The following is a 22,424-nucleotide window of genomic DNA, read 5'->3' as shown; positions in this document are numbered from 1 at the left end:
CGAGGACAAATAGGACGGATTCGGCTGCATGTAATGCCGACGAAACGATTCAAGACATTTGCGATTTCGCTTTACGCGGGCCGTCCTTTGAGCGAACAGACGATTACGGAGACCGCTCTTATTCCGTTCGTGCTGCGGCGGGGCACGGCCTCGACGCCGGAAACGAAAGCGTTCCGGGAGCGGCTCGACGATATGTACGGGGCGGGCTTCGGTTTTGATGTATACAAGCGGGGCGATTCTCAGCTTGTGACGTTCCGGATGGACGTCATTAACGACCGGTTCGTATCCTCGAACAAATCGCTTCTTGCTTCTTCGATGGAGTTTCTGGGAGAAGTCGTTACGGATCCGGCGAAGGAGAACGGCGTTTTCAGCGGCAAATATGTCGAAGCGGAAAAACAAACGCTCCGCAAACGGCTGGAGTCGATCGTCAACGACAAGATCCGTTATGCCGCCGAGCGCTGCCTTGAAGAAATGTGCGCAGGCGAGCCGTATCGGCTGCATCCGCTTGGCCGCATTGCGGATATCGGCGCGATTACGCCGGAATCCCTTTACGGGCGTTACCGGTCATGGCTGAACGAAGCGGCGCTCGATCTTTATGTCGTGGGAGACACCACTCTCGAAGAGGTCGGCAATCTTGTCTCCAGCTCGTTCAAGCTGGAAGCCGGCCAGCCGGCCGAATACGCCGCTTCGCAAATCAAATCCTCGGTATCGGAAGTGAAAACGGTCGTAGAACGGATGGAAGTCGGTCAAGGCAAGCTGAACATGGGGCTTCGCACCTCGATCGGCTACGGCGACAAGGACTATCCTGCGCTGCTTATGTACAACGGAATATTGGGCGGCTTCCCGCATTCCAAGCTGTTTATCAACGTTCGCGAGAAGGAAAGCCTCGCATATTACGCCGCGTCGAGGCTCGACGGGCATAAAGGGATTATGACGATTCAGTCCGGCATCGAGATCGGGAATTACGAGCGAGCCGTGGCCATTATTAAAGAGCAGCTCGAAAGCATGCGCCAAGGGCAATTGTCGGAGCTCGAAATGAGCCAGACGAAAGCGATGATCGCCAATGCGCTTAGAGAGCAGCAGGATTCCGCTTTTGAACTGATCGGCTTCGACTTCAACAACGTCATTTCGGGCAAAGCGAGCACGGCGGAACAAATGCTGCAGCAGGTAAACGCGGTAACGCCGGAAGATATCGTCCGGGTTGCCGGCAAGGTGCAGCTCGACACCATTTATTTTTTGCGCGACAGGAAGGAGACTTAACCGATGGAGAAGCTTGCCTATGATGCCGTGCAGGAAACGCTGTACCGCGAGGTTCTTCCGAACGGACTCGAGGTAGTCGTCCTGCCGAAGGAAGGTTTTCAAAAAACGTACGCCACCTTCGCGACCAATTACGGTTCCGTCGACAACCGGTTTTCGGTCGGCAGCGAGCCGCCGGTAAAAGTGCCGGACGGCATTGCGCATTTTTTGGAGCATAAAATGTTCGAGGAGCCGACCGGCGACATCTTCGCGGTATTCGCTTCGCAAGGCGCTTCGGCCAACGCGTTTACGAGCTTTGACCGGACGGTATACCTGTTCTCGGCAACGGAACAGATCGAAGCGAACGTGGAGACGCTGATCAATTTCGTGCAAAATCCTTATTTCACGGATGCGAACGTGAACAAAGAGAAAGGGATCATCGAGCAGGAAATTAACATGTACCGCGACAATCCGGATTGGCAGGTTTATTTCGGACTGATCGACGCGATGTACCATAAGCATCCCGTTCATATCGACATCGCCGGTACGGTGGAATCGATTTACCAGATCGACAAGGAAACGCTGTACCGCTGCTACAATACGTTCTATCATCCGTCCAATATGGTGCTGTTTATCGTAGGCGGAGTCGATGCGCCCAAGATGCTGGAGTTCGTACGCCGCAACCAGGCGGCCAAGACGTTTGAGCCGCAGGGCGAAATCCGCCGTTATTTTGACGAAGAACCGCCGACGGTGAAAATTCCGCGCAAAGAGGTAAAGCTTCCGGTGTCGCTTCCGAAAATGATGTTCGGCTTCAAGGATGCGGCAGCCGGTCTTCAAGGCCGCGCTCTGCTGGAGCAGGAAGTCGTTACGAAGCTGATGCTGGACGCCTTCATCGGGCCGAGCTCCGCTTTGTATCAGGAGCTGTACGAAAACGATTTGATTACCGATTCCTTCGGCAACGAATTCAATTCCAGCACCGGTTATTCGTTTACCGTATTCGGCGGCGATACGCCGAAGCCTGACGAATTGCTTGCGCGATTTAAGGAAGCGGCTCAAGAGGCTGTGGAAAAAGGATTGGATCAAGCGGCGTTCGAGCGTTCGAAACGGAAAAAAATCGGCGGTTATTTGCGGATGCTTAACTCCCCCGAATCGATCGCCGGAGAATATACGAAATACCGCTTCCGCGGAAGCGACATGTTCGAGCTGCTTCCGCTTTACGAAAGCTGTACGCTGGAGCAAGCGAACGCCCGGCTGCGGGAGCATTTCAAGCCGGAGCAGCTCGCCGTATCCATCGTAACGAGCCCTGACCGTTAAATGAAAAAGTTGCGGGAAATGACGGCGCTCATTACCGGGGGGAGCCGCGGCATCGGCGCAGCGATCGCCAAACGTTTTGCCGCGGAAGGGATGAACGTCGTCATCCATTATTTGCATTCGCACGAAGCCGCTAACGAGACGGCACGCGCTTGTCTGGCGTCGGGAGCGAACGTCCTGACGATCTCGGCCGACATCCGCAGCCGCGAACAGCTTGTCCGCATGCGGGACAAACTGGAGGAGAAAGGGATGCTTCCCGATATCCTCGTCAACAACGCGGGCATTGCGGCCTACGGCATGCTGGCCGACGTCGACGAATCGGAATGGGACGACGTGATGGCGGTGAATTTAAAAGGAATGTTTTTGTGTACGCAACTGTTCATGCCTGCCATGATTAGACGCGGGTACGGCCGCATTATTAACGTATCGTCCGTTTGGGGCACTGCCGGCGCTTCTTGCGAAGTGCTCTATTCGACGACCAAGGGCGGGATGAACGCTTTTACGAAGGCGCTGGCGAAGGAGCTTGCGCCGTCCGGCGTCACGGTAAACGCGGTCGCGCCCGGCGTCGTGGACACGGACATGATGGGCGGCTTCGACGAGAGAGACCGGGCGGCCCTTGAGCAGGAAATTCCGCTCGGCCGGTTTGCGCAGCCGGACGAAATCGCTTCCCTTGTTTATTTTTTGGCTTTGCCCGAATCTTCTTATATTACGGGCCAAATCATCAGCCCGAACGGCGGTTGGCATACGTAAAAGCGGCGTGCACGCCGCTTGCGATGCCGACGCGCCGAATAAGAAGCGGCATGCCGGAGCAAAATAACGACTGTTGGTGATTCATATCTAACGTAATTGCCGTTAAGTCGTTGTCTCAAGAAACAATCAGGGAGGCGAAAGCATGTCGACAGTTCTTAATAATTTCTCTACATGGAAAAATTTTCTGGAAGAACGAGTCCAGCATGCCAAGAGCATGGGAATGACCGACGAAACCATCTCCAATCTTGCATACGAAATCGGTTCTTTTCTGGACGAGCGGGTCGATCCTAAAAACGACGAGCAGCGCGTTTTGAAAGAGCTTTGGGATGCGGGCGACGATCACGAACGCCACGCTCTTGCGCGGCTGATGGTCAAGATGGTGCAAAAATAACGGATTCGGTTTAAGAAAAGCCTCCTTCGCGGAGGCTTTTCTTACCACATTGGAAAGTTTAAGTTCGGTACGCTTTAGCGGGCTGAAGATCTTTCCGATTGGCATGAAAACCTACCTCTAAACGCGGCCGCTCATCTTCGAAAGGCCTCGGGCAGAGGCTTTTCTTAAAATAGGCCAGGTTCTAAGTTACCCGCTTAAAGCCTGGCTTATATTCTACCCCAAAAAGATTTGCCGTCCGACGACGGCGAAAGACCGTTTTACGCTAGCCATAATGGAATATAATAGGAATAACGAAAATCATGATTCCGCCGGCATAAAGCAGTTGCACAATCGTGACTATAATTGTACAATTTTTATTTATGGGACCTATTATTTCATACATTTTTAATCAGTCATGAGGCGGTGTAAAATGGACAAGAAGCAATGGTATTTTGAATATAAAATACATAAAAATAGACCGGGCTTGCTGGGCGATATCGCTTCTTTGCTGGGCATGCTCGAAGTAAACATCATGACGATCAACGGCGTGGAAGACCGGACTCGGGGCATGCTGCTTCAGACGGACGACGAGCAGAAAATCGAGCTGCTCGGCAAAATGCTCCGCAAGGTCGACAATATTACCGTCAACAAGCTGCGCACGCCGACGATCGTCGATATATTGGCCGTGCGTCACGGACGTTATATCGAGCGGGATTCTGACGACCGCAAGACATTCCGGTTTACGCGCGACGAGCTTGGCATTCTGGTCGATTTCCTCGGAGAGGTGTTCAAGCGCGAGGGCAATCAGGTTATCGGACTGCGCGGAATGCCGCGCGTAGGCAAGACGGAATCGATCATTGCGGGCAGCGTATGCTCCAACAAGCGTTGGACGTTCGTTTCCTCCACGCTTCTCCGGCAGACGGTTCGCAGCCAGCTGTCCGAGGAAGAGATGAACCCGAACAATATTTTCATTATCGACGGCATCGTAAGCACGATCCGTTCCAACGAAAAGCATTATTCCCTGCTTCAGGACATTATGGCTATGCCTTCGACGAAAGTGATCGAGCATCCGGATATCTTCATTAAGGAATCGCATTACGATTACAGTCACTTCGATATCATTGTCGAATTGCGGAATACGCCGGACGAAGAAATTACATACGATTCGTTTACGACCAACTACACAGAAGATTTCTAACAGATTACGACAGGAGGTTGCGAGGCATGTCTGAATTGGGAGCGCTGCTCCGCAAAGCGAGAATGGAAAACGGGCTGACGCTGGACGATATTCAGGAAATAACGAAAATCCGGAAGCGCTATTTGGAGGCGCTTGAAAGCGGGGACTATAGCGTACTGCCGGGAAGCTTCTATGTTCGCGCATTTGTCAAAAACTATTCCGAAGCGGTAGGCCTTGACGCCGACGAAGTGCTTCGGCTGTACCAGCACGAAATTCCGGCTGCCGCCATAAGCGACCAGACGGAGCAAAGCGTGTCGCGGCCTCGGCCGCCGCGTCGCGTCCGATCGCGTTCGTCGGACCGGCTCGGCCGCGCCGGGTTTAATATTATGATGTGGTGCTTTCTTATTTTAATCGTAGTCGTCGTGTGGGTGTTCCTTATCAATCGGGACGATGCTCCCGCCCAGCAGGCGGATAACACGCCGATTACCGACAAAGCGTCTCCTGCGCCGCCGACGGATAACGCCGCTAACGGGGGGACGGCCGCGTCTCCGGGCGCAACCGACGCGCAGACGCCTACGCCAACCCCGACGCCTACGCCGCAAACGTCCGTCGTCTTTACGGAGAAGAAAGGAAGAGTCGACCATTATGACGTCTCTCCGGCAGGGACGCATAAAGTGGAAATCAAAGTAACAGGCGGCGTAAACTGGACGGAGGTGCGCGAAGGAGATTCCTCCGGCGAAAGATTGACCTACAAAAATTTGACGGACGGAACGGTCACCTCTTACGACCTGACCGACTCGCTTTATATTAACGTCGGCCGTGCCGATCTGGTTCAGATTACGGTGGACGGCATCACGGTCGATGACGGGGATGAGGCCAATTCCAAGAAGATTCAACTCAACGTAGCCGCTTCTTCCGGAGGCGATACCGCCGATACGGGGCAAAGCGTCACGCCGACGCCGACTCCGACGCCGGGAGCCGGACAATAATTTCGAATGCATGGGATGGAGGTAATCGTGTATGAGTTCGGAAAGTTCGTTTGATATCGTGTCGAAAGTGGATATGCAGGAATTGACCAATGCGATCCAGCAAGCCGAAAGGGAAATCGAAACGCGTTTCGACCTGAAAGGAACCAAAAGCTCCATCGAGCTGGATAAGGACGAGCTTGTTGTCGCTTCCGACGACGAATACAAGCTCAAAACCGTTATCGATATTCTTCAAACCAAGATGGTAAAGCGCGGGGTTCCGATCAAAAACCTGGATTACGGCAAAATCGAACCGGCATCCGCAAAATCGGTCCGCCAGCGGATCAAGCTGCGCCAAGGCGTCGATCAGGAAAACGCCAAAAAAATCAACGTTTTGATCCGGGATTCGAAATTGAAGGTGAAAAGCCAAATCCAAGGCGATCAAATCCGGGTAACGGGCAAAAGCAGGGACGATCTGCAGGCGGTTATCGCCTTGCTGCGCGGTGCGGACTTGTCGATCGAGCTGCAGTTTACGAATTACCGTTAAAGGAATAGAACCGATCGGACAGCCTTTTTCAGCGTGTCCAAACCGCGCTGGAAAGGGCTTTTTGCATGGAATGGCTGTTTTTGACACTTGCAAAGTGCATGTATTATACTTATGGAGGACGTTTTCGACGCATGGATCTTGGGGGTAGGCGGATGGATTTTTTGACCACAATAACATTCTATTTGGCGATAAAACCAACCTTTAAACGCGGCCGTTCAACTTGGAAAGGCTTCGATAAAGGTTTTCTCGCGAATTATCATTGCAAGGCACAGATACAGAATCGCTGCGCCAAGGAGGGACTGGCATGAATCTTCCGAACAAAATCACGTTGTCCCGGATACTACTTATTCCCGTTATGATGCTGTTTCTTCTTGTGGATTGGAAGATGGGCAGTCTTCGCATCGGCGATTATTCCGTTACATACAATCAGATTATTGCGGCTTTCATTTTTATCGTGGCGGCGGGCACGGACGGCATTGACGGCTATATCGCCCGCAAGAACAAGCTGGTGACGAATTTGGGCAAGCTGCTCGATCCGCTCGCGGATAAGCTGCTCGTCTCGGCGGCGCTTATCTCCCTTGTCGAGATGAACAAGCTTAGCGCTTTAGTTGCCATTCTCATTATAAGCCGCGAGTTTGCAGTGACAGGCTTGCGTCAAATCGCGCTTCTCGACGGAACCGTAATGGCAGCAAGCGCATGGGGCAAATGGAAGACCGCGATCCAAATCGTGATGATTATCGTCCTGCTGCTGAACAATTTCCCTTTCGAATTCATTCGCTTCCCGTTTGACGAGATCGTGATTTGGGCGGCGGCCGTCATTACGGTTTACTCCGGGGTGGATTACTTCATGAAGAACAAAGCGCTTATATCGGCAAAATAATGTACGGCTGGAGGCGGAAACCATGAAAGCAGAAATCATTGCGGTCGGCACCGAGCTGCTCCTCGGGCAAATCGTGAACACAAACGCGCAGTTTTTGTCGCAGGAGCTTGCGGCGCTTGGCGTCGACGTCTATTTCCAGACGGTCGTAGGAGATAATGCCGGCCGTTTGCGCCAGGCCATTGAGGTGGCGAGAAGCCGCGCCGATCTGCTCGTATTTACGGGCGGGCTCGGTCCGACTCAGGACGATTTGACGAAGGATGTGCTGGCGGCGTACTTGAATAAACCGCTTGTCCTGCATCAGCCTTCGATGGATAAGATCGAGCAGCTGTTCAGCTCAAGAGGGACGCATATGGTCGAAAGCAACAGGCGGCAGGCGCTTATGATCGAAGGCAGCACGCCGCTTGCGAATTCGGCGGGATTGGCGGTCGGCATCGGCTTGTCGGAGGACGGCACGCATTATATGCTTCTTCCGGGGCCACCGCGCGAAATGCGGCCGATGATGGAAGGACCCGGCAAGGCGTGGATTCAACATATTACCGGCCAGACGGAGCCGCTGTTTTCCAGACAATTGAAATTTGCCGGCATCGGCGAGTCGAATCTGGAGGCGGCGCTTCTGGATCTGATCGACGGCCAGACCGATCCGACCATTGCGCCGTATGCCAAGGAGGGCGAGGTCGCGGTGCGCGTGTCGACGAAAGCCCCGACGGAGGCTGAAGCGGCGATGAAAATCGACGCGACCGTCGACAAGATCAAGGAGCGCGTCGGCGAGTTTTTGTACGCGCAAGAGGACATTCCGCTCGAAGAGGCGGTCGTTCGTCTGCTTCGCGCCTCGAGACGGAAGCTGGCCAGCGCCGAGAGCTGCACGGGCGGGTTGTTTGCCGAATATATTACGAGCATCCCTGGAAGCAGCGGAGAATATTCCGGGGGCGTCGTCACCTATACGAACGAGATGAAGCATAAGATGCTAGGCATTCCGATGGAGCAGCTGGAAGGCGAAGGCGCTCCGGGAGCGATCAGCGAATCGACGGCAGCGTTGATGGCCGAACGGATTCTGCAAATCGCGGATACGGACTTCGGCGTGTCCCTGACAGGGGTAGCCGGTCCGTCCGAATCGGAAGGCAAGCCGGTTGGCCTCGTTTACTTCGCGGTAGCGGAGCGCGGGAAAGAGACCCGGGTATTCACTTCGAAGTTCAGCGGCAGCCGCGAAATCATTCGGGTCAGAGCCGTTAAGGCCGCGTTGTACCGGTTATGGCAGACGCTTGCATCGGCGGAATGATGTCGAATCGGCGCGAATAGAGGCTTGTCAGCCTTTTCACTCAGCGCTATAATGGGGAAAGACGGAAGAACCGTGGCGAAGAATACTTTGCTGCGGTTTTTTTTATTTTGGTTATAACCGGATGCCGGATTAAAGATGAAGCCTTTCTTCCGGCAAGTCGGGGAGGTGCGCTCAAAAAAACGAATGTATGTTCGAAAAAATGCTTGGCAAGCCAGAAGAAAAAAGGTATCATGAAACTATAAATCGTGAAGGATGTGAGTTGATTGTCGGATCGTCGCGCGGCATTGGAAATGGCATTGCGCCAAATCGAGAAACAATTCGGGAAAGGCTCAATTATGAAATTGGGCGAAACGGCAGAAATGCAAGTGGAAACGGTATCGAGCGGATCCCTTGCTTTAGATATTGCGTTAGGTATTGGCGGCCTGCCGAAAGGCCGGATCATTGAAGTATACGGACCGGAATCGTCCGGTAAAACGACGGTTGCGCTTCATGCGATTGCGGAAGTTCAACGCGTTGGCGGACAAGCCGCATTTATCGATGCCGAGCATGCGCTTGATCCTCTTTATGCAAGCAAGCTTGGCGTCAATATCGACGAGTTGCTGCTGTCTCAGCCGGACACGGGTGAGCAAGCGCTTGAAATCGCCGAAGCGCTTGTGCGCAGCGGCGCTGTAGATATCATCGTTATCGACTCGGTAGCGGCTCTCGTGCCTAAAGCTGAAATCGAAGGCGAGATGGGCGATTCCCATGTAGGCTTGCAAGCCCGCCTCATGTCGCAGGCGTTGCGCAAGCTGTCCGGCGCGATCAGCAAGTCGAAGACGATTGCCATCTTTATTAACCAGCTTCGCGAGAAGGTCGGCGTCATGTTCGGCAACCCGGAAACGACGCCGGGCGGCCGCGCGCTGAAATTTTACTCCAGCGTAAGGCTTGATGTGCGGCGGGTGGAGACGATCAAGCAAGGCAACGATATGGTCGGCAACCGTACGCGAATCAAAGTCGTCAAGAACAAAGTCGCTCCTCCTTTCAAGCAAGCCGAAATCGACATTATGTACGGCGAAGGCATTTCGAAGGAAGGCAGCATTATCGATATCGGCACGGAAATGGAGATCGTACAGAAGAGCGGCGCATGGTTCTCCTTTAACGGCGAACGTCTGGGTCAAGGCCGCGAGAACGCCAAGCAGTTCCTGAAGGATCATCCGGAAATTTCGGCAACCATCGAACGCAAAATCCGGGAAGAGAGCAATTTGAAGAATGCCGAAGCGGTCGCAAGCGGTGCCCAAGTATCCGTAGACTCGGAAGAAGAAGAAGCGGAACTCGACTTCGAATAATCATATTGCAAATCGTATTGCAAGCGGCGCCGCTCCCATCTATAGGAGCGGCGCGCTTTTATTTGTCCGATGGACAAAAGCGGGGTTAGCGCCAAAGTTTCATTAAAGTAGTAACGAAGCTGGCAGCACCTGACGGCATTCGATAGGGGAAGAAGCCGGAACAGGTGCATCATCTGCCAGGACAACACGGACTTAGACGTGTTCTTGCCGAAGAAGGCCGCGTGGCAGGTACGCCTTTTGGGGTATTCAGAAGGCGCCAGCCATCGCCCCTCCCTCCTCTAAGGGGAGGGGGAGGATAGAACGGAGGTAGTTTCCATGATTATAACGTCCGTCCAACAGGACCGGCACGAGCGCCGGCGGTATTACGTATACGCGGGCGGCGATGAGCCTGTCCTGTTCGTACATGAGGACGTGCTTATCCGGTACCGGCTGCTGAAGGGTCAGGAGATCGATCCGGGCTTGCTGGAGACGATCCAGGATGAGGACAGCCGGCACCGGGCTTATTCGTTAGCCTGCGTCTATCTCGGGGCCAAACCGAGAACCCGCAAACAGGTGGAGCAATATTTGAGGCGCAAGGAGCTGGACGAAAGTCATATCGCGTATGCGCTTGAACGATTGGAAGCGGAACATTATGTAGACGACGACGAGTACGCGCGGCAGTTCGCGGCAGGCCGGGTTCGAAACGCCGGGAAAGGGAGCCTTCTTATTAAACAGGAGCTGCAGCAGAGGGGCATATCGAGACAGGCTGCCGAGGCGGCGCTGCAATCGGTCGGATCGTCCGCCGAGCTGGAAGCGGCTAAGGCTGCAGCCGTCAAAAGATGGGCCAGGCTGCAAGGCGAATTTCACGAGCGTAAGCGCAAATTGACGGCATTTTTGATGAGAAGAGGATTTACCGGACCGGTCGTGAAGGAAGCGGTAAAATACGCAGCGGCGAGCGAAAGCGACTTGGACAATTCGGAAGATGAAGGGCTAATGCTTGACAATTGAAATTATCAAAAGATAAAATGAGTTTGTATTCTTTTCACATTGAATCGATTTTCCTTCCAAAAATTGATTCGAAAAATTGATTGTTTTTTCGCCAAAAAGCTAAACTGTTAGAGCGGTTGGAACCGGCTGAAAACCTAATAACATCCCAAGTAATCCTTGGTGCATGCAACAAGGAGGTGAACAAGATGCAGGAAATATGGTGGATCTTGATTTGTCTCTGCGTTGGCGCAATTTTCTTTGGGGCTGGTTTTTATTATCGTAAATCGATCGCTGAGGCGAAAATTTCTACGGCTGAGCAAGCCGCCGCCCAAATCGTGGAAAACGCGAAGAAGGAAGCGGAAGCTCAGAAGAAAGAGACGATTCTCGAAGCGAAAGATGAAATCCATAAGCTCCGTACCGAAGCAGAAAGAGAGATACGCGAGCGGCGGAATGAAACCCAACGACAAGAAAGACGTCTGGTACAGAAAGAGGAGTCGCTGGATAAGAAATTAGAAGCGTTAGAACGCAAAGAAGAATCTGTAGCCAACAAGGAGAAAAGAATCGACGAAACCCAGCAGCAAATCGACGCCCTTTACAAGCAACAGCTCAGTGAGCTGGAACGCATCTCCAATCTGACGATGGAGGATGCAAGATCGATTATTTTGTCGAACGTTGAGCAGGAAGTGCGGCATGAAACTGCGCAGATGATCAAGGAAATCGAGCAGCAGGCGAAGGAAGAAGCGGATAAAAAGGCGAAAGACATTATCTCGCTTGCGATCCAGCGCTGCGCTGCCGATCACGTAGCAGAAACGACGGTTTCGGTCGTCGCCTTGCCGAACGAGGAAATGAAAGGCCGCATTATCGGACGCGAAGGCCGCAATATCCGCGCCCTGGAAACATTGACCGGTATCGATCTGATTATCGACGATACACCGGAAGCGGTCATTTTGTCCGGTTTTGATCCGATCAGACGCGAAATTGCGCGTACATCCCTTGAGAAGCTCGTAGCGGACGGACGCATCCATCCTGCACGAATCGAGGAAATGGTCGAGAAGTCCCGCAAGGAAGTAGACGAGCGCATCCGCGAATACGGCGAGCAAGCTACGTTTGAAGTCGGCGTACACGGTTTGCACCCGGATTTGATCAAAATTCTCGGCCGATTGAAATATCGGACAAGTTATGGTCAGAACGTGCTGAAGCACTCCATGGAAGTCGCTTACTTGACCGGTCTGATGGCGGCCGAGCTTGGCGAAGACGTAACGCTTGCCAAACGAGCCGGCTTGCTGCATGACATCGGCAAAGCGCTTGACCATGAAGTCGAAGGCTCGCACGTCGAAATCGGCGTCGAACTGGCCAAGAAATACAAAGAGCATCCGGTCGTTATTAATAGTATCGCTTCTCACCACGGCGACGTGGAAGCCACATCGGTTATCGCAATGCTCGTGGGAGCCGCCGACGCGTTGTCCGCTGCCCGTCCGGGCGCGAGACGCGAGACGCTTGAAACGTACATTAAGCGGCTGGAGAAGCTCGAGCACATTTCGGAATCGTTCGAAGGCGTGGAGAAATCTTACGCAATCCAGGCAGGACGCGAAGTACGCGTCATGGTACAGCCTGAGAAGATCGACGATACGGAAGCGTTCCGTCTGGCGCGGGACATTACGAAGAAAATCGAGAGTGAACTCGATTATCCGGGACATATTAAAGTCACGGTTATTCGCGAAACTCGCGCAGTGGAATACGCGAAGTAACAATAGAGGGTTGATTTGCGGAAAAGTGGCTGCGGAAGCAGCCACTTTTCTACAATGATAAGCCAGGTATAAGCGGTGCGCTTAGGCCTGGCTTATCTTTCACCGTAAAGCGGGAATAAGATATCTGGTTTTAAAGGATGAGGAACTATTGATGAACGTATTATTTATCGGCGATATTGTGGGGAGCGTAGGACGGCAAGCGCTGAAGCGCGTACTTCCGGCGCTGCGCAGCAAATACAATCCGCATATCATTATTGCCAACGGGGAAAACGCGGCCGCCGGAAGGGGCATTACGGGAACGATTGCGCGAGAATTTTTCGAATGGGGCGTCCACGGCATTACGATGGGCAACCATACGTGGGATAACAAAGATATATTCGAATGGATCGACGAGGAACCGCGTATCGTTCGTCCCGCCAATTATCCGGAAGGCACCCCCGGCCAAGGGATGGCGATTATTCGCGCATCGGGCAAGGAGCTTGCCATTATTAATTTGCAGGGAAGAACGTATCTCCCGGCTATCGATTGCCCGTTCCGCAAGGCGGATGAGCTGATTGCCAAGGCGCAAGCCAAAACCAAAAATATTTTGGTCGATTTTCACGCCGAGGTAACCTCCGAGAAAATCGCAATGGGCTGGCACTTGGACGGCAAAGCTTCGCTTGTCGTCGGTACCCATACGCATGTGCAAACGAACGACGATCGCATTCTCCCGGGCGGAACGGCCTATATAACGGATGTCGGCATGGTCGGCCCGCGCGATGGCGTGCTTGGCATGGAAAGAACCGCCGTGCTCCGGAAGTTCATGACGCAGCTTCCGACAAGATTCGTGGTCGACGAAGGCAAGTGGCATCTGCACGCCGTGTCGGTACAAATCGACGAAGCGACGGGACAAGCGAAAAAGCTGGAGAAAATAAGGCTGACGGAAGACGAGTGGCTGCTCATGTAGCCGCTCTTCCTCCTATTAAATTCCGAATATTCGAAATGGTATGTAAACTTAAATCGGATTAGCAGGAATCTTTTCTCTCTTCTCGAATAGTTATTAATAGTGGAATCCATCCATTAGTTCCCGAGGAGGTACTTTTTCATGGAAGTATTAAAAGTTTCAGCAAAGTCCAATCCAAATTCCGTTGCGGGCGCGCTTGCCGGTGTGCTCCGCGAACGTGGCGCAGCTGAGTTGCAAGCAATCGGGGCGGGTGCACTAAACCAAGCAATAAAAGCAGTCGCTATTGCTCGCGGATTTGTAGCTCCCAGTGGAGTGGATTTGATTTGCGTACCGGCGTTTACGGATATTGTCATCGACGGAGAGGACCGCACCGCTATTAAGCTTATCGTGGAACCGAGATAGGTTGAGAGGGATAAAGGAATGAAGCAAAAACACGTGGTTTGATCGAACCTGTTTACCGCAATGTAAACGGGTTTTTTTGCTTGCTTGTCAGGGCAACCTTAACCGGTATGCTGGCGGCGGTCTTATTCAAAGGAGAGATGTACATGCAAATGCCGATCGCGGACTTTCATTGCGATGTGCTGTTCAAGCTGCTGGAAGACGAACGGCTTTCGTTCCGCGACGATACGTCCGGCAAGCTGGATGTGACCTACAAACGTCTTAAACAAGCAAAGTCGGTATTTCAAACATTTGCCATTTTCGTCCAACCGGGGGACAATGCCGGGATCGAACCTTACTTCAAAAGCATCGATTTGTTTTACCGCTGCGTATTGCCAAACCCGGACATCGCTTTTATTCAATACAAAGACGATCTGGAGCGCAGTCTTGCGGAGGGTAAAATCGGGGCGATGCTGTCGCTGGAAGGCTTGGACGGTCTGCAGGGCGATCCGGCCATGCTGCGCATAATGTACCGGCTGGGTGTCCGAGCGGCGGGCTTCACCTGGAACAACGCCAATTGGGCAGCAGACGGCGCAATGGAAGAACGCGGGGCGGGACTAACCGCCCAGGGCAAAGCTTTCGTCCGGGAATGCGACGAGCTCGGCATGATGCTCGACGTATCGCATTTATCCGAGCGGGCTTTCTGGGATATGGTCGATACGGCAAGCAAGACGGTTATCGCTTCGCATTCCAACGCCGCTTCCGTCTTGCCGCATAAACGGAATCTGTCGGACGATCAGATCAAAGCGATCATAGCGCTGGAAGGCTTGATCGGCGTCACTTTCGTACCTTATTTCGTAAGCGGAAGCGAGGTCGTAACGATCGACGATCTGCTTCGGCATGTGGAACGCATATGCGAACTGGGCGGGGAACGCCATTTGATGCTTGGCTCCGATTTTGACGGCATTGCACGATATATCGACAAGCTGCATAATCCGGCGGACGTTATCCATCTGCAGGATGCGCTTCTGAAGCGGTATTCCGCGCGGCAGACCGAACGCTTCTTGAGCGGAAACACGATCCGTTTTCTCCGCGAAAGGCTGCCGGAACGTTCGAGTAGCTAAAAATAACGAATTGGTATATGATAAATAGGCATGCGGAACGTGCAGCCGCGTGCCTATTGCCGTGCAATAATAAGAGCGTATCGAAAGGAAGCTGATTGAACGATGGTACATAAACAAGTTCCGGTGGGAGTCTCCGCCCGACATATTCATTTAACGCAAGAACATGTAGAAGCTTTGTTCGGAGCCGGGTATCAGCTCACGGTAGCGAAGCCGCTGTCGCAGCCGAATCAATATGCGGCGAACGAAACGGTGGCGGTAATCGGGCCGAAAGGCTCCTTTCCGAAAGTCCGAATTTTAGGTCCTGTCCGTAAGGCGACCCAGCTTGAGGTATCGCGTACGGACGCTTTTGCGCTCGGCATTAATCCGCCCGTCCGGGAGTCCGGCAATATTGCCGGATCGGCAGGCATCACCATTAAAGGGCCGGCCGGCGAAGTGAAGATCGAGGAAGGCGTTATCGTTGCGGCTCGCCACATTCATTTCCATACGAGCGATGCGGAAAAATGGGGAATTACCGATAAGCAGAAGCTGAAGGTGCGGTTCGAAGGCGAACGCGGCATTGTGTTCGAAAACGTCATCGCGCGCGTATCTCCGGATTTTGCGCTCGATATGCATATCGATACCGACGAAGCGAATGCGGCGGGTATCGCGAACGGCGATACGGCCGTCATCATCGATTAATCGGAAAGCCGTTCTCGATTGCGAGGACGGCTTTTTCACCGCATGCCATTTTATAAGTTCGCCGCGTAACTTTTTCGCTCGCTGTCGCAAGCCCTCGTATAGAGGTTTTTTTATACGTCCAACAATGCTATAATGAAATAATGTGAAGCGACACGTAACTGACAGGAGGAAGTGATGCTGCATGGAGAGGAAAAGCTCACCGGATTTCGCTTCCGGCAAACAAACAAAAGACTATTCCAAATATTTTGACTTCAGCGACGCGAAAATCGTAAGCGAAGAAGAAGGCAAAATCACATATCGCATCAAAGGGCGCAACATCCAGGTAAACGCTGCCCCGAATTACCGCGAAGAGAAAAAGCGCGGCAAGCAGGAGGTTGCCGTCCATTACGACTTTTCGATTCCCGAGGAGCTTCGCTCCATGGGTGTCGGCAAACAATATTTGATTCAAACGTACGGCTGCCAGATGAACGAGCACGATACCGAAGTGATGAAAGGCATGTTCGAGCAGATGGGCTATACGGAGACGGAAGACCGCCGCGAGGCGGACGTCATTCTTCTGAACACGTGCGCCATCCGGGAAAATGCGGAGGACAAGGTATTCGGAGAGCTCGGCCATCTGAAAACGCTGAAGCAGGAAAAACCGGATCTGCTGCTTGGGGTTTGCGGCTGCATGTCGCAGGAAGAAGGCGTCGTTGCGCGCATTATGAGAAAGCACGCCCATGTCGACATGGTATTCGGCACCCATAATATTCACCGCCTGCCGCACTTGCTTCAAGACGCGTACTTCAACAAAGAGATGGTCGTCGAGGTATGGTCGAAGGAAGGCGACATCATCGAGAACGTGCCGAAAAAACGCGAAGGCATGCGCGCTTGGGTCAATATTATGTACGGCTGCGATAAATTTTGCACGTATTGCATCGTGCCTTATACGCGAGGCAAGGAACGGAGCCGCCGGCCCGAGGACGTCATCGCGGAAGTTCGCCAGCTGGCGCGCCAAGGGTTTAAAGAAATCACGCTGCTTGGCCAAAACGTTAATGCCTACGGCAAAGACTTCGAGGATATCGATTACCGGTTCGGCGATCTGATGCGCGACATCTCCAAGATCGACATTCCGCGCATCCGGTTTACGACAAGCCATCCGCGGGATTTCGACGATCATCTCATCGAAGTGCTCAGCGGGCGCGGCAACCTCGTCGAGCATATCCATCTTCCGGTTCAATCGGGAAGCACGGAAGTGCTCAAGAAGATGAGCCGCAAATATACGCGGGAATCGTTCCTGGAGCTGGTCCGCAAAATTAAAGCGGCGATCCCGGACGTCGTATTGACGACGGATATTATCGTCGGATTCCCGGGCGAAACGGAGGAGCAGTTCGAGGAGACGCTTTCCCTCGTGCGCGAAGTCGGTTTCAGCGCTGCGTTTACGTTCATCTATTCCCCTCGGGAAGGCACGCCGGCCGCCGTTATGGAGGACAACGTGCCGATGGAAGTCAAGAAACGGCGTCTCAAGAAACTGAACGATCTGATGGCCGAATTGAGCCTCGAGAGCAACAAGCGGATGCTCGGCGAAACCGTCGAGGTTCTGGTGGAAGGGGAAAGCAAAAACAACGCCAGCATGCTGTCCGGCCGCACGCGGACGAACAAGCTCGTTCATTTTGAAGGTCCAAAGGAATGGATCGGCGAATTCGTTCAAGTGAAGGTGACGGATGTGCTGACGTGGTACATTAAAGCGGAAGCGACGCAAGGCCCGGTTCAAGCCGAAGCCGTATCCTAAGTTCCAGAGCTGCTTCAACTAGTCGGGGAAAATGATATTACAGGAGAGATGTACATGGCCGAGCAACACGCATCAGCTCATCAATCTCATCAAGACCAACACCACGACGCCCATTGTTCCGCAGGAAACGATAATGTGCCGGTATTCGATACGCGCGATTTGCTTGTCAGGGAAGACATCATGGCGAAAGCGAAGGAGCTTGCCGGCCTGATTTATACTTCCGAAGAAGTGCAGTTCTACCGGCGGGCGGAGAAGCAGATTCAATCGAACGACCGCGTTCAGTCGCTTATCGCGCAAATTAAAAAGAAGCAAAAAGAGCTGGTCGCTTTTGAAACGACATTCAAAAACGAGCAAATGGCCAAAAAAATCGAAGCGGAAATGGAAAAGTTGCAGGACGAGCTGGACGGCATTCCGATCGTTTCGGAATTTCAGCAAAGCCAAGCCGATATCAATTATTTGCTCCAGCTTGTCGTTTCGATTATCCGCGATACCGTATCGGAGAAAATCAACGTGGAATCCGCTCAAGCCGAAGCGCCCGAGCAATGCGACTAGAGAAATGTGACTAGAGGAATACTGCAAGACAGGGAGATTAGCGTCTGCCGGGCCGTCCGGCCCGGCTTTATTGCTTTCTCCCGCATACATACATCCAACCAAATTTAATTGAAGAAAGAGGGATCCCGATGAGAGCTTTTACGTTTCAAAATCCGACCCGCCTGCATTTCGGCGAAGGACAATTGGATAAGCTTCCGGCGGAAGCGGCGCGTTACGGCAAAAACGTTCTGCTCGTCTACGGCGGAGGCAGCATTAAGAGGAACGGCTTGTACGACGCGGTTATGGCGAAGCTGAACGAAGCGGACTGCGTTGTTACGGAGCTCGCCGGCGTGGAGCCGAATCCGCGCATTACGACCGTTTATCGGGGCGCGGAGCTGTGCAAGGCGAATCGGATCGACTGGGTGCTTGCCGTCGGCGGCGGAAGCACGCTGGATTGCGGCAAAGCGATCGCCGCGGCTGCAAAGTTCGACGGGGACTTCTGGGATGTCGTGATCAAAAAAGCGACCGTTCAAGCGGCGCTGCCGCTCGGCACCATTTTGACGCTTGCCGCGACAGGCTCGGAAATGAACGGGAATTCGGTCATTTCGAACGACCAAACGCTGGAGAAGCACGGTTGGGCCAGCCCTTACGTATACCCGGCGTTTTCGATTTTGGATCCGGCTTTTACCGCAAGCGCGCCTAAGGATCACACCGTATACGGAATCGTGGACATGATGTCCCACGTCTTCGAGACGTACTTCCATAAAGACAGCAACACGCCCGTTCAGGACGGCTTCTGCGAATCGATTCTTCGCGCCGTCATTGAAACCGCTCCGAAGCTTGTCAACGATTTGACCAATTTGGAGTATCGGGAAACGATTTTGTATTGCGGCACGATGGCGCTGAACGGCGTCATATCGATGGGTATCGCCGGCGATTGGGCGAACCATGACATGGAGCATGCGATATCGGCGGTTTACGACATTCCGCACGGCGGAGGTCTCGCCATACTGTTCCCGAACTGGATGAACTACGTAGTGGAAGACAACGTCGAAAAGTTCCGCAAGTTCGCGGTAAACGTGTTTGGCGTCAGCACGGAAGGACGTTCCGACCTGGAAGTCGCCAAAGCGGGCATCGAAGCGCTTCGTTCGTTCTGGGATTCCATCGGCGCTCCTTCGCGGCTTAGCGATTATAATATCGACGACAGCAGGCTGGAGGAAATGGCGCTGAAAGTGACGGGCGAGTCCGGCTCGCGCGGCCGCTTCCGCGAGTTGAAGAAGGAAGACGTTCTGGCCATTTATCGGATGGCTCTATAAAACCGGGAAAATCATCAAACGCACTGTCCGCTTGGCGCGGGCAGTGCGTTTGCTTTTTGGAAAAAAAGTTTGTCCCGGGGCTCGATGGTCAATATATTAATGACAACAGTTGTCACTATTATAAACTACAATGATACCGTAAGCGACGGGGCGAACCGAAGGCGCGGCTTATGGGCCGAAAGCTGTCTTCCGGCTTGCTTTACGGGGATCCCTACTCAAAAAGGAGATGTGACGACATGCAAGTGAACGGTTATATTTTGCTCGACGGGAATGCGGCGGAGGCGATCCGCTATTATGAGCAAACGCTGGGTGCCGAAGTGCTGTTCAGCCAGACGTTCGGCGAGGCGCCGGAGGACGTAACGGCCGAAATGACAGACGGGCAGAAGCGGTTGGTGGCTCATGCGGTGTTGAAAATCGGCGAATCGGTCCTGTTCGTTGCGGATGCTTCGGAGGAGCTGACCCTTACGGAAGGGAACCGGGTTTCGATATGCTTAACGACGGACCGGGCGGAGGAAACGCGACGAATTTACGAAGCGCTGCTTCCGGGCAGCAACGTTCCTGCTCCTCTTCAGCCGCTTTATTTCAGTCCGGCTTACGGAATGCTGACGGATCGTTACGGCGTAACGTTCCAACTATTTACGAAACGGCAATAACCGATTAGGAAACGCGGAAGGATATCGAGCAGCCGAAGCGGGAGTTATCCAAATACAAAAGGCTCATTTATAAGTTTTTGGCTTATAAATGAGCCTTTTTTGTTTTGTGAGAGCTCCTCTTTACTCAGAAGAGGCTTAGGGGTGCGAAGCGACGCCGGTTTCGGAACGAACGGGCAGGGCACCGGTTGACGCGCGAAGCTTCAAGATGTAAGGTTTTAAAGAAACGCCGATTGCGGCGGCAACAAGCGATTTCAGCGCGTCTCCGATCAGGAACGGATAGCAGCCGAGCGTCAGCGCTTTTTGCAACGAAACGTCAAGCACTTGCATCATCCACGGAACGCCAAACAAATAGGCGACGAAAGAGCCGAGCGCTTCCATGATAATAAAAAGAAGAATAAAGGTTGCGATTTTGCCGCCGATCCATGTTTTGCTTCTCAGAAGAGGTCCCGTTGCGAGTCCGATGAGCAAAGCCGAAAACAAAAAGCCGAACAGAAAGCCGCCGGTTGTGCCGAACAGGATGGACAACCCGCCCCGTCCGTTAAGAAGCGGGAGCCCGATTGCGGTCAGCACCAAGATTAGAAGCATGCTGAGAAATCCGTTGCGAGCGCCGAGAAAAAGGCCGGCAAGACATACCGCAAGCGTCTGAAGCGTGATCGGCACCGGCGAAAAGCTGAGCTTGAACGAGATGGCGCTCATCACGACAAACAACGCGGCAAATAGCGCAATAAATACATAGTTACGAATGTTATAGCTTTTCATAAACCATAAACTCCTTTACATATGTAGTTGCAAACTTTATGTTAACCAATTATATTGAAAGACAGGTTAACAAATCGCATTGTAGCATACCCGGACGATTTCGGGAAGAGATTGGGTGATTTTTTTGGATTCGATATTAATTCGGTTATCCGATGTATCCGCGTCGCCTTTCGGAGCGGAAGACAACGGAACGCAAAATGCCGTGCTGCGGCAAATCCGTCTGACGATCGCCAGAGGCGAGTGGATTACGGTAATAGGACGAAACGGCAGCGGCAAAAGCACTCTTGCCAAGCTCTTATCCGGCGCGAAATTCGCGCTTGTGGAGGGCGAGGCGTACCGGCACGGCGATTTGCACCGCCAAGGGCTGTCGGTTCCCGTCGTCATGCAGCAGCCGGAAGCTTCGATGATCGGGGTGACGCCATGGGAGGATATTGTGCTTATGCTGGAGCAAAACGGCGTCCGGGGTGAGGTGATCCCGGAAGCGGCGGCGGCAGCGCTTCGCCAAGTCGGTTTATACGCAAGAAGGCATCAACCGGTACAATCGCTTTCCGGGGGGCAAAAGCAGCTGACGGCGATCGCCGGCTGCACCGCGGTAAGCGCGCCGCTTCTTATTCTCGACGAACCGACCGCGATGCTGGATCCGGAAGCATCCGAGCTGGTCATGGAGCAGGTGCGCTCGCTCAACCGGGCCGGAGCGGCTGTTGTATGGATTACGCAGCGGCTGGCGGAGCTCCGCGAGGGGGACCGGGTCGTTGCGATAGACCGGAGCGAGGTACGGTTCGACGGCAAGGCGGAGCGGTTTTTCGAACGGGAGGGGGACGGGCAAGGAGCCTGCGTGCAGGAAGGGACGAGCATGTGCGAGCTGCTTGGCTTTGATCCGCCGTATGCGGTCGAAACGGCCTGGGAGCTGGAGCGGCTCGGATTCCCGGTCCGTCCGCTTCCGATCCGTCCCGAGTCGCTTGCGAAGGTGGTGATGCGTTATGCCTAATCCATTAACGGCAGAGCGGGTTACGGTTAAGTCCTCTTCGGGCCAAACGCTGCTGGATCGGGCGACGGTCCGTTTCCCGGCCGGGACGGTGACGCTTGTCGTCGGGCGGAACGGAGCGGGCAAATCGACGCTGCTGGAGACGCTTGCGGGGTTGCGGCCCATTGCCGATGGCAGCGTTAGCTTGGGAGATATGCCTTTATGGCTTCCGGGGCGCGGAGGAGGAAGGACGAATCGCGAAGCGCTGCTTCGGATCGGCATTGCGATGCAGCATTCCGACGCATGCTGGTTTCAAGCGACAGCCCGGAACGAGCTGCAGTATTCTTTGAAGCCGTACGGAATCCAGGGAGACGAAGCCAAGGCGCGTATTCGTGATGCGGTTGCCGCCGCCGGGCTGGAGGAAGCGCTGCTTGCCCGCGATCCTTGGTCGCTCAGCGGCGGGCAGCAGCGGCGGCTTTCGCTCGCCTGTCTGCTGGCGTGCGAGCCGGAATTGCTGCTGCTGGACGAACCGACGGCGGGATTGGACGCCGACGGCATTCGCCGCCTGTGCGCCGTTCTTGCGGCGCACAAGGCGGCCGGGCGCGGCGCGGTCGTAGTGACGCACGACCCGGGAGCGCTGCTGCCGCTCGCGGACGCGGTCGTCGCCGTGGAAGGCGGCGCCGTCCGCGAAGCGGCAGCAGCTGCGGCGTGGGCGGCTGCCTCCGGCGCAGCCGCGCCGCAGGCGCTCCGCGCGCT

General features: G+C 53.9%; 23 protein-coding genes. 22 read left to right on the top strand and 1 reads right to left on the bottom strand.

All coding sequences use genetic code 11. The annotated features are described in order from the left end of the window. Positions 1 to 33: 33 nt before the first annotated feature. The 20 genes from yfmF (at position 34) to ACFSW5_RS11470 (ending at position 19,945) form a co-directional block, all read left to right on the top strand. On the top strand, positions 34 to 1,260 hold the full coding sequence (gene yfmF, locus ACFSW5_RS11565) for an EF-P 5-aminopentanol modification-associated protein YfmF (protein ID WP_379273868.1): 1,227 nt from the start codon (positions 34 to 36) through the stop codon (positions 1,258 to 1,260). A 3-nt stretch (positions 1,261 to 1,263) separates the two neighbouring features. Further along, positions 1,264 to 2,550, top strand: coding sequence for an EF-P 5-aminopentanol modification-associated protein YfmH (gene yfmH, locus ACFSW5_RS11560; RefSeq protein WP_379272994.1), 1,287 nt, complete (start codon positions 1,264 to 1,266; stop codon positions 2,548 to 2,550). Next, positions 2,551 to 3,297 carry an elongation factor P 5-aminopentanone reductase gene (gene ymfI, locus ACFSW5_RS11555; RefSeq protein ID WP_379272992.1) on the top strand — a complete coding sequence of 249 codons (747 nt, stop codon included), beginning with the start codon at positions 2,551 to 2,553 and terminating at the stop codon, positions 3,295 to 3,297. It begins immediately after the preceding gene. 142 nt (positions 3,298 to 3,439) lie between these two features. Then, positions 3,440 to 3,688 (top strand): DUF3243 domain-containing protein, encoded by a 249-nt coding sequence (locus ACFSW5_RS11550; protein WP_379272989.1) that lies wholly within the window; start codon positions 3,440 to 3,442, stop codon positions 3,686 to 3,688. 409 nt (positions 3,689 to 4,097) lie between these two features. Further along, positions 4,098 to 4,865, top strand: coding sequence for a DUF3388 domain-containing protein (locus ACFSW5_RS11545; RefSeq protein WP_379272986.1), 768 nt, complete (start codon positions 4,098 to 4,100; stop codon positions 4,863 to 4,865). Positions 4,866 to 4,891: 26 nt separating this feature from the next. After that, positions 4,892 to 5,833 (top strand): helix-turn-helix domain-containing protein, encoded by a 942-nt coding sequence (locus tag ACFSW5_RS11540; RefSeq protein ID WP_379272984.1) that lies wholly within the window; start codon positions 4,892 to 4,894, stop codon positions 5,831 to 5,833. Between the two features lie 31 nt (positions 5,834 to 5,864). Beyond that, entirely contained in the window at positions 5,865 to 6,356 is a 492-nt protein-coding gene (locus ACFSW5_RS11535; protein WP_379272981.1) for a YajQ family cyclic di-GMP-binding protein, read from the top strand. A gap of 304 nt (positions 6,357 to 6,660) precedes the next feature. Further along, positions 6,661 to 7,236, top strand: coding sequence for a CDP-diacylglycerol--glycerol-3-phosphate 3-phosphatidyltransferase (gene pgsA, locus ACFSW5_RS11530; protein ID WP_379272979.1), 576 nt, complete (start codon positions 6,661 to 6,663; stop codon positions 7,234 to 7,236). Between the two features lie 22 nt (positions 7,237 to 7,258). Continuing rightward, entirely contained in the window at positions 7,259 to 8,512 is a 1,254-nt protein-coding gene (locus ACFSW5_RS11525) for a competence/damage-inducible protein A (protein WP_379272976.1), read from the top strand. 263 nt (positions 8,513 to 8,775) lie between these two features. After that, positions 8,776 to 9,837, top strand: coding sequence for a recombinase RecA (gene recA, locus ACFSW5_RS11520; RefSeq protein ID WP_379272974.1), 1,062 nt, complete (start codon positions 8,776 to 8,778; stop codon positions 9,835 to 9,837). 315 nt (positions 9,838 to 10,152) lie between these two features. Beyond that, positions 10,153 to 10,824, top strand: a complete 672-nt coding sequence (locus ACFSW5_RS11515) for a RecX family transcriptional regulator (RefSeq protein WP_379272971.1) — start codon at positions 10,153 to 10,155, stop codon at positions 10,822 to 10,824. 185 nt (positions 10,825 to 11,009) lie between these two features. Continuing rightward, on the top strand, positions 11,010 to 12,551 hold the full coding sequence (gene rny, locus ACFSW5_RS11510) for a ribonuclease Y (RefSeq protein ID WP_379272967.1): 1,542 nt from the start codon (positions 11,010 to 11,012) through the stop codon (positions 12,549 to 12,551). Between the two features lie 151 nt (positions 12,552 to 12,702). Continuing rightward, positions 12,703 to 13,497: a TIGR00282 family metallophosphoesterase gene (locus ACFSW5_RS11505; protein WP_379272964.1), complete on the top strand. Its 795-nt coding sequence runs from the start codon at positions 12,703 to 12,705 to the stop codon at positions 13,495 to 13,497. Between the two features lie 138 nt (positions 13,498 to 13,635). Next, the gene (locus ACFSW5_RS11500; RefSeq protein ID WP_005550495.1) at positions 13,636 to 13,896 is read left to right on the top strand and encodes a stage V sporulation protein S; all 261 of its coding nucleotides are present in this window, start codon (positions 13,636 to 13,638) and stop codon (positions 13,894 to 13,896) included. Positions 13,897 to 14,039: 143 nt separating this feature from the next. Further along, positions 14,040 to 14,996 (top strand): dipeptidase, encoded by a 957-nt coding sequence (locus tag ACFSW5_RS11495; protein ID WP_379272960.1) that lies wholly within the window; start codon positions 14,040 to 14,042, stop codon positions 14,994 to 14,996. A gap of 102 nt (positions 14,997 to 15,098) precedes the next feature. Beyond that, entirely contained in the window at positions 15,099 to 15,674 is a 576-nt protein-coding gene (pduL, locus tag ACFSW5_RS11490) for a phosphate propanoyltransferase (protein ID WP_379272957.1), read from the top strand. 181 nt (positions 15,675 to 15,855) lie between these two features. After that, positions 15,856 to 17,445, top strand: a complete 1,590-nt coding sequence (gene miaB, locus ACFSW5_RS11485) for a tRNA (N6-isopentenyl adenosine(37)-C2)-methylthiotransferase MiaB (RefSeq protein WP_379272943.1) — start codon at positions 15,856 to 15,858, stop codon at positions 17,443 to 17,445. Between the two features lie 54 nt (positions 17,446 to 17,499). Continuing rightward, positions 17,500 to 17,997: a RicAFT regulatory complex protein RicA family protein gene (locus tag ACFSW5_RS11480; RefSeq protein WP_379272938.1), complete on the top strand. Its 498-nt coding sequence runs from the start codon at positions 17,500 to 17,502 to the stop codon at positions 17,995 to 17,997. 128 nt (positions 17,998 to 18,125) lie between these two features. Further along, the gene (locus ACFSW5_RS11475) at positions 18,126 to 19,292 is read left to right on the top strand and encodes an iron-containing alcohol dehydrogenase (protein WP_379272935.1); all 1,167 of its coding nucleotides are present in this window, start codon (positions 18,126 to 18,128) and stop codon (positions 19,290 to 19,292) included. Between the two features lie 236 nt (positions 19,293 to 19,528). Then, positions 19,529 to 19,945: a VOC family protein gene (locus tag ACFSW5_RS11470; protein WP_379272933.1), complete on the top strand. Its 417-nt coding sequence runs from the start codon at positions 19,529 to 19,531 to the stop codon at positions 19,943 to 19,945. Positions 19,946 to 20,080: 135 nt separating this feature from the next. Here ACFSW5_RS11470 and ACFSW5_RS11465 read toward each other — a convergent pair whose 3' ends face one another. Beyond that, on the bottom strand, positions 20,081 to 20,704 hold the full coding sequence (locus ACFSW5_RS11465; RefSeq protein WP_379272931.1) for a biotin transporter BioY: 624 nt from the start codon (positions 20,702 to 20,704) through the stop codon (positions 20,081 to 20,083). Between the two features lie 124 nt (positions 20,705 to 20,828). Between ACFSW5_RS11465 and ACFSW5_RS11460 the strand changes: the two genes are divergently transcribed. Next, positions 20,829 to 21,692, top strand: coding sequence for an ABC transporter ATP-binding protein (locus ACFSW5_RS11460; RefSeq protein WP_379272928.1), 864 nt, complete (start codon positions 20,829 to 20,831; stop codon positions 21,690 to 21,692). Then, the coding region (locus ACFSW5_RS11455; protein WP_379272925.1) for an energy-coupling factor ABC transporter ATP-binding protein at positions 21,685 to 22,424 on the top strand (740 nt) is incomplete at its 3' end. The genes ACFSW5_RS11460 and ACFSW5_RS11455, both read left to right, overlap by 8 nt.

The organism is Paenibacillus thailandensis, assembly GCF_042685365.1.
Taxonomy (GTDB): domain Bacteria; phylum Bacillota; class Bacilli; order Paenibacillales; family Paenibacillaceae; genus Paenibacillus_AP; species Paenibacillus_AP thailandensis.
The sequence above is the reverse complement of the archived record's forward strand: the minus strand, read 5'-3'. Positions and strand labels throughout refer to the sequence as shown.

Bases quoted from the DNA above. Each gene is read 5' to 3' on its own strand.
- ymfI (WP_379272992.1), top strand. From the start codon at position 2,551: ATGAAAAAGTTGCGGGAAATGACGGCGCTCATTACCGGGGGGAGCCGC.
- ACFSW5_RS11550 (WP_379272989.1), top strand. From the start codon at position 3,440: ATGTCGACAGTTCTTAATAATTTCTCTACATGGAAAAATTTTCTGGAA.
- pduL (WP_379272957.1), top strand. From the start codon at position 15,099: ATGGTACATAAACAAGTTCCGGTGGGAGTCTCCGCCCGACATATTCAT.
- yfmF (WP_379273868.1), top strand. From the start codon at position 34: ATGCCGACGAAACGATTCAAGACATTTGCGATTTCGCTTTACGCGGGC.
- miaB (WP_379272943.1), top strand. From the start codon at position 15,856: ATGGAGAGGAAAAGCTCACCGGATTTCGCTTCCGGCAAACAAACAAAA.
- ACFSW5_RS11495 (WP_379272960.1), top strand. From the start codon at position 14,040: ATGCAAATGCCGATCGCGGACTTTCATTGCGATGTGCTGTTCAAGCTG.
- ACFSW5_RS11505 (WP_379272964.1), top strand. From the start codon at position 12,703: ATGAACGTATTATTTATCGGCGATATTGTGGGGAGCGTAGGACGGCAA.
- pgsA (WP_379272979.1), top strand. From the start codon at position 6,661: ATGAATCTTCCGAACAAAATCACGTTGTCCCGGATACTACTTATTCCC.
- ACFSW5_RS11480 (WP_379272938.1), top strand. From the start codon at position 17,500: ATGGCCGAGCAACACGCATCAGCTCATCAATCTCATCAAGACCAACAC.
- ACFSW5_RS11525 (WP_379272976.1), top strand. From the start codon at position 7,259: ATGAAAGCAGAAATCATTGCGGTCGGCACCGAGCTGCTCCTCGGGCAA.
- ACFSW5_RS11540 (WP_379272984.1), top strand. From the start codon at position 4,892: ATGTCTGAATTGGGAGCGCTGCTCCGCAAAGCGAGAATGGAAAACGGG.
- ACFSW5_RS11500 (WP_005550495.1), top strand. From the start codon at position 13,636: ATGGAAGTATTAAAAGTTTCAGCAAAGTCCAATCCAAATTCCGTTGCG.
- rny (WP_379272967.1), top strand. From the start codon at position 11,010: ATGCAGGAAATATGGTGGATCTTGATTTGTCTCTGCGTTGGCGCAATT.
- ACFSW5_RS11475 (WP_379272935.1), top strand. From the start codon at position 18,126: ATGAGAGCTTTTACGTTTCAAAATCCGACCCGCCTGCATTTCGGCGAA.
- ACFSW5_RS11545 (WP_379272986.1), top strand. From the start codon at position 4,098: ATGGACAAGAAGCAATGGTATTTTGAATATAAAATACATAAAAATAGA.
- ACFSW5_RS11535 (WP_379272981.1), top strand. From the start codon at position 5,865: ATGAGTTCGGAAAGTTCGTTTGATATCGTGTCGAAAGTGGATATGCAG.
- yfmH (WP_379272994.1), top strand. From the start codon at position 1,264: ATGGAGAAGCTTGCCTATGATGCCGTGCAGGAAACGCTGTACCGCGAG.
- ACFSW5_RS11515 (WP_379272971.1), top strand. From the start codon at position 10,153: ATGATTATAACGTCCGTCCAACAGGACCGGCACGAGCGCCGGCGGTAT.
- ACFSW5_RS11470 (WP_379272933.1), top strand. From the start codon at position 19,529: ATGCAAGTGAACGGTTATATTTTGCTCGACGGGAATGCGGCGGAGGCG.
- ACFSW5_RS11465 (WP_379272931.1), bottom strand. From the start codon at position 20,704: ATGAAAAGCTATAACATTCGTAACTATGTATTTATTGCGCTATTTGCC.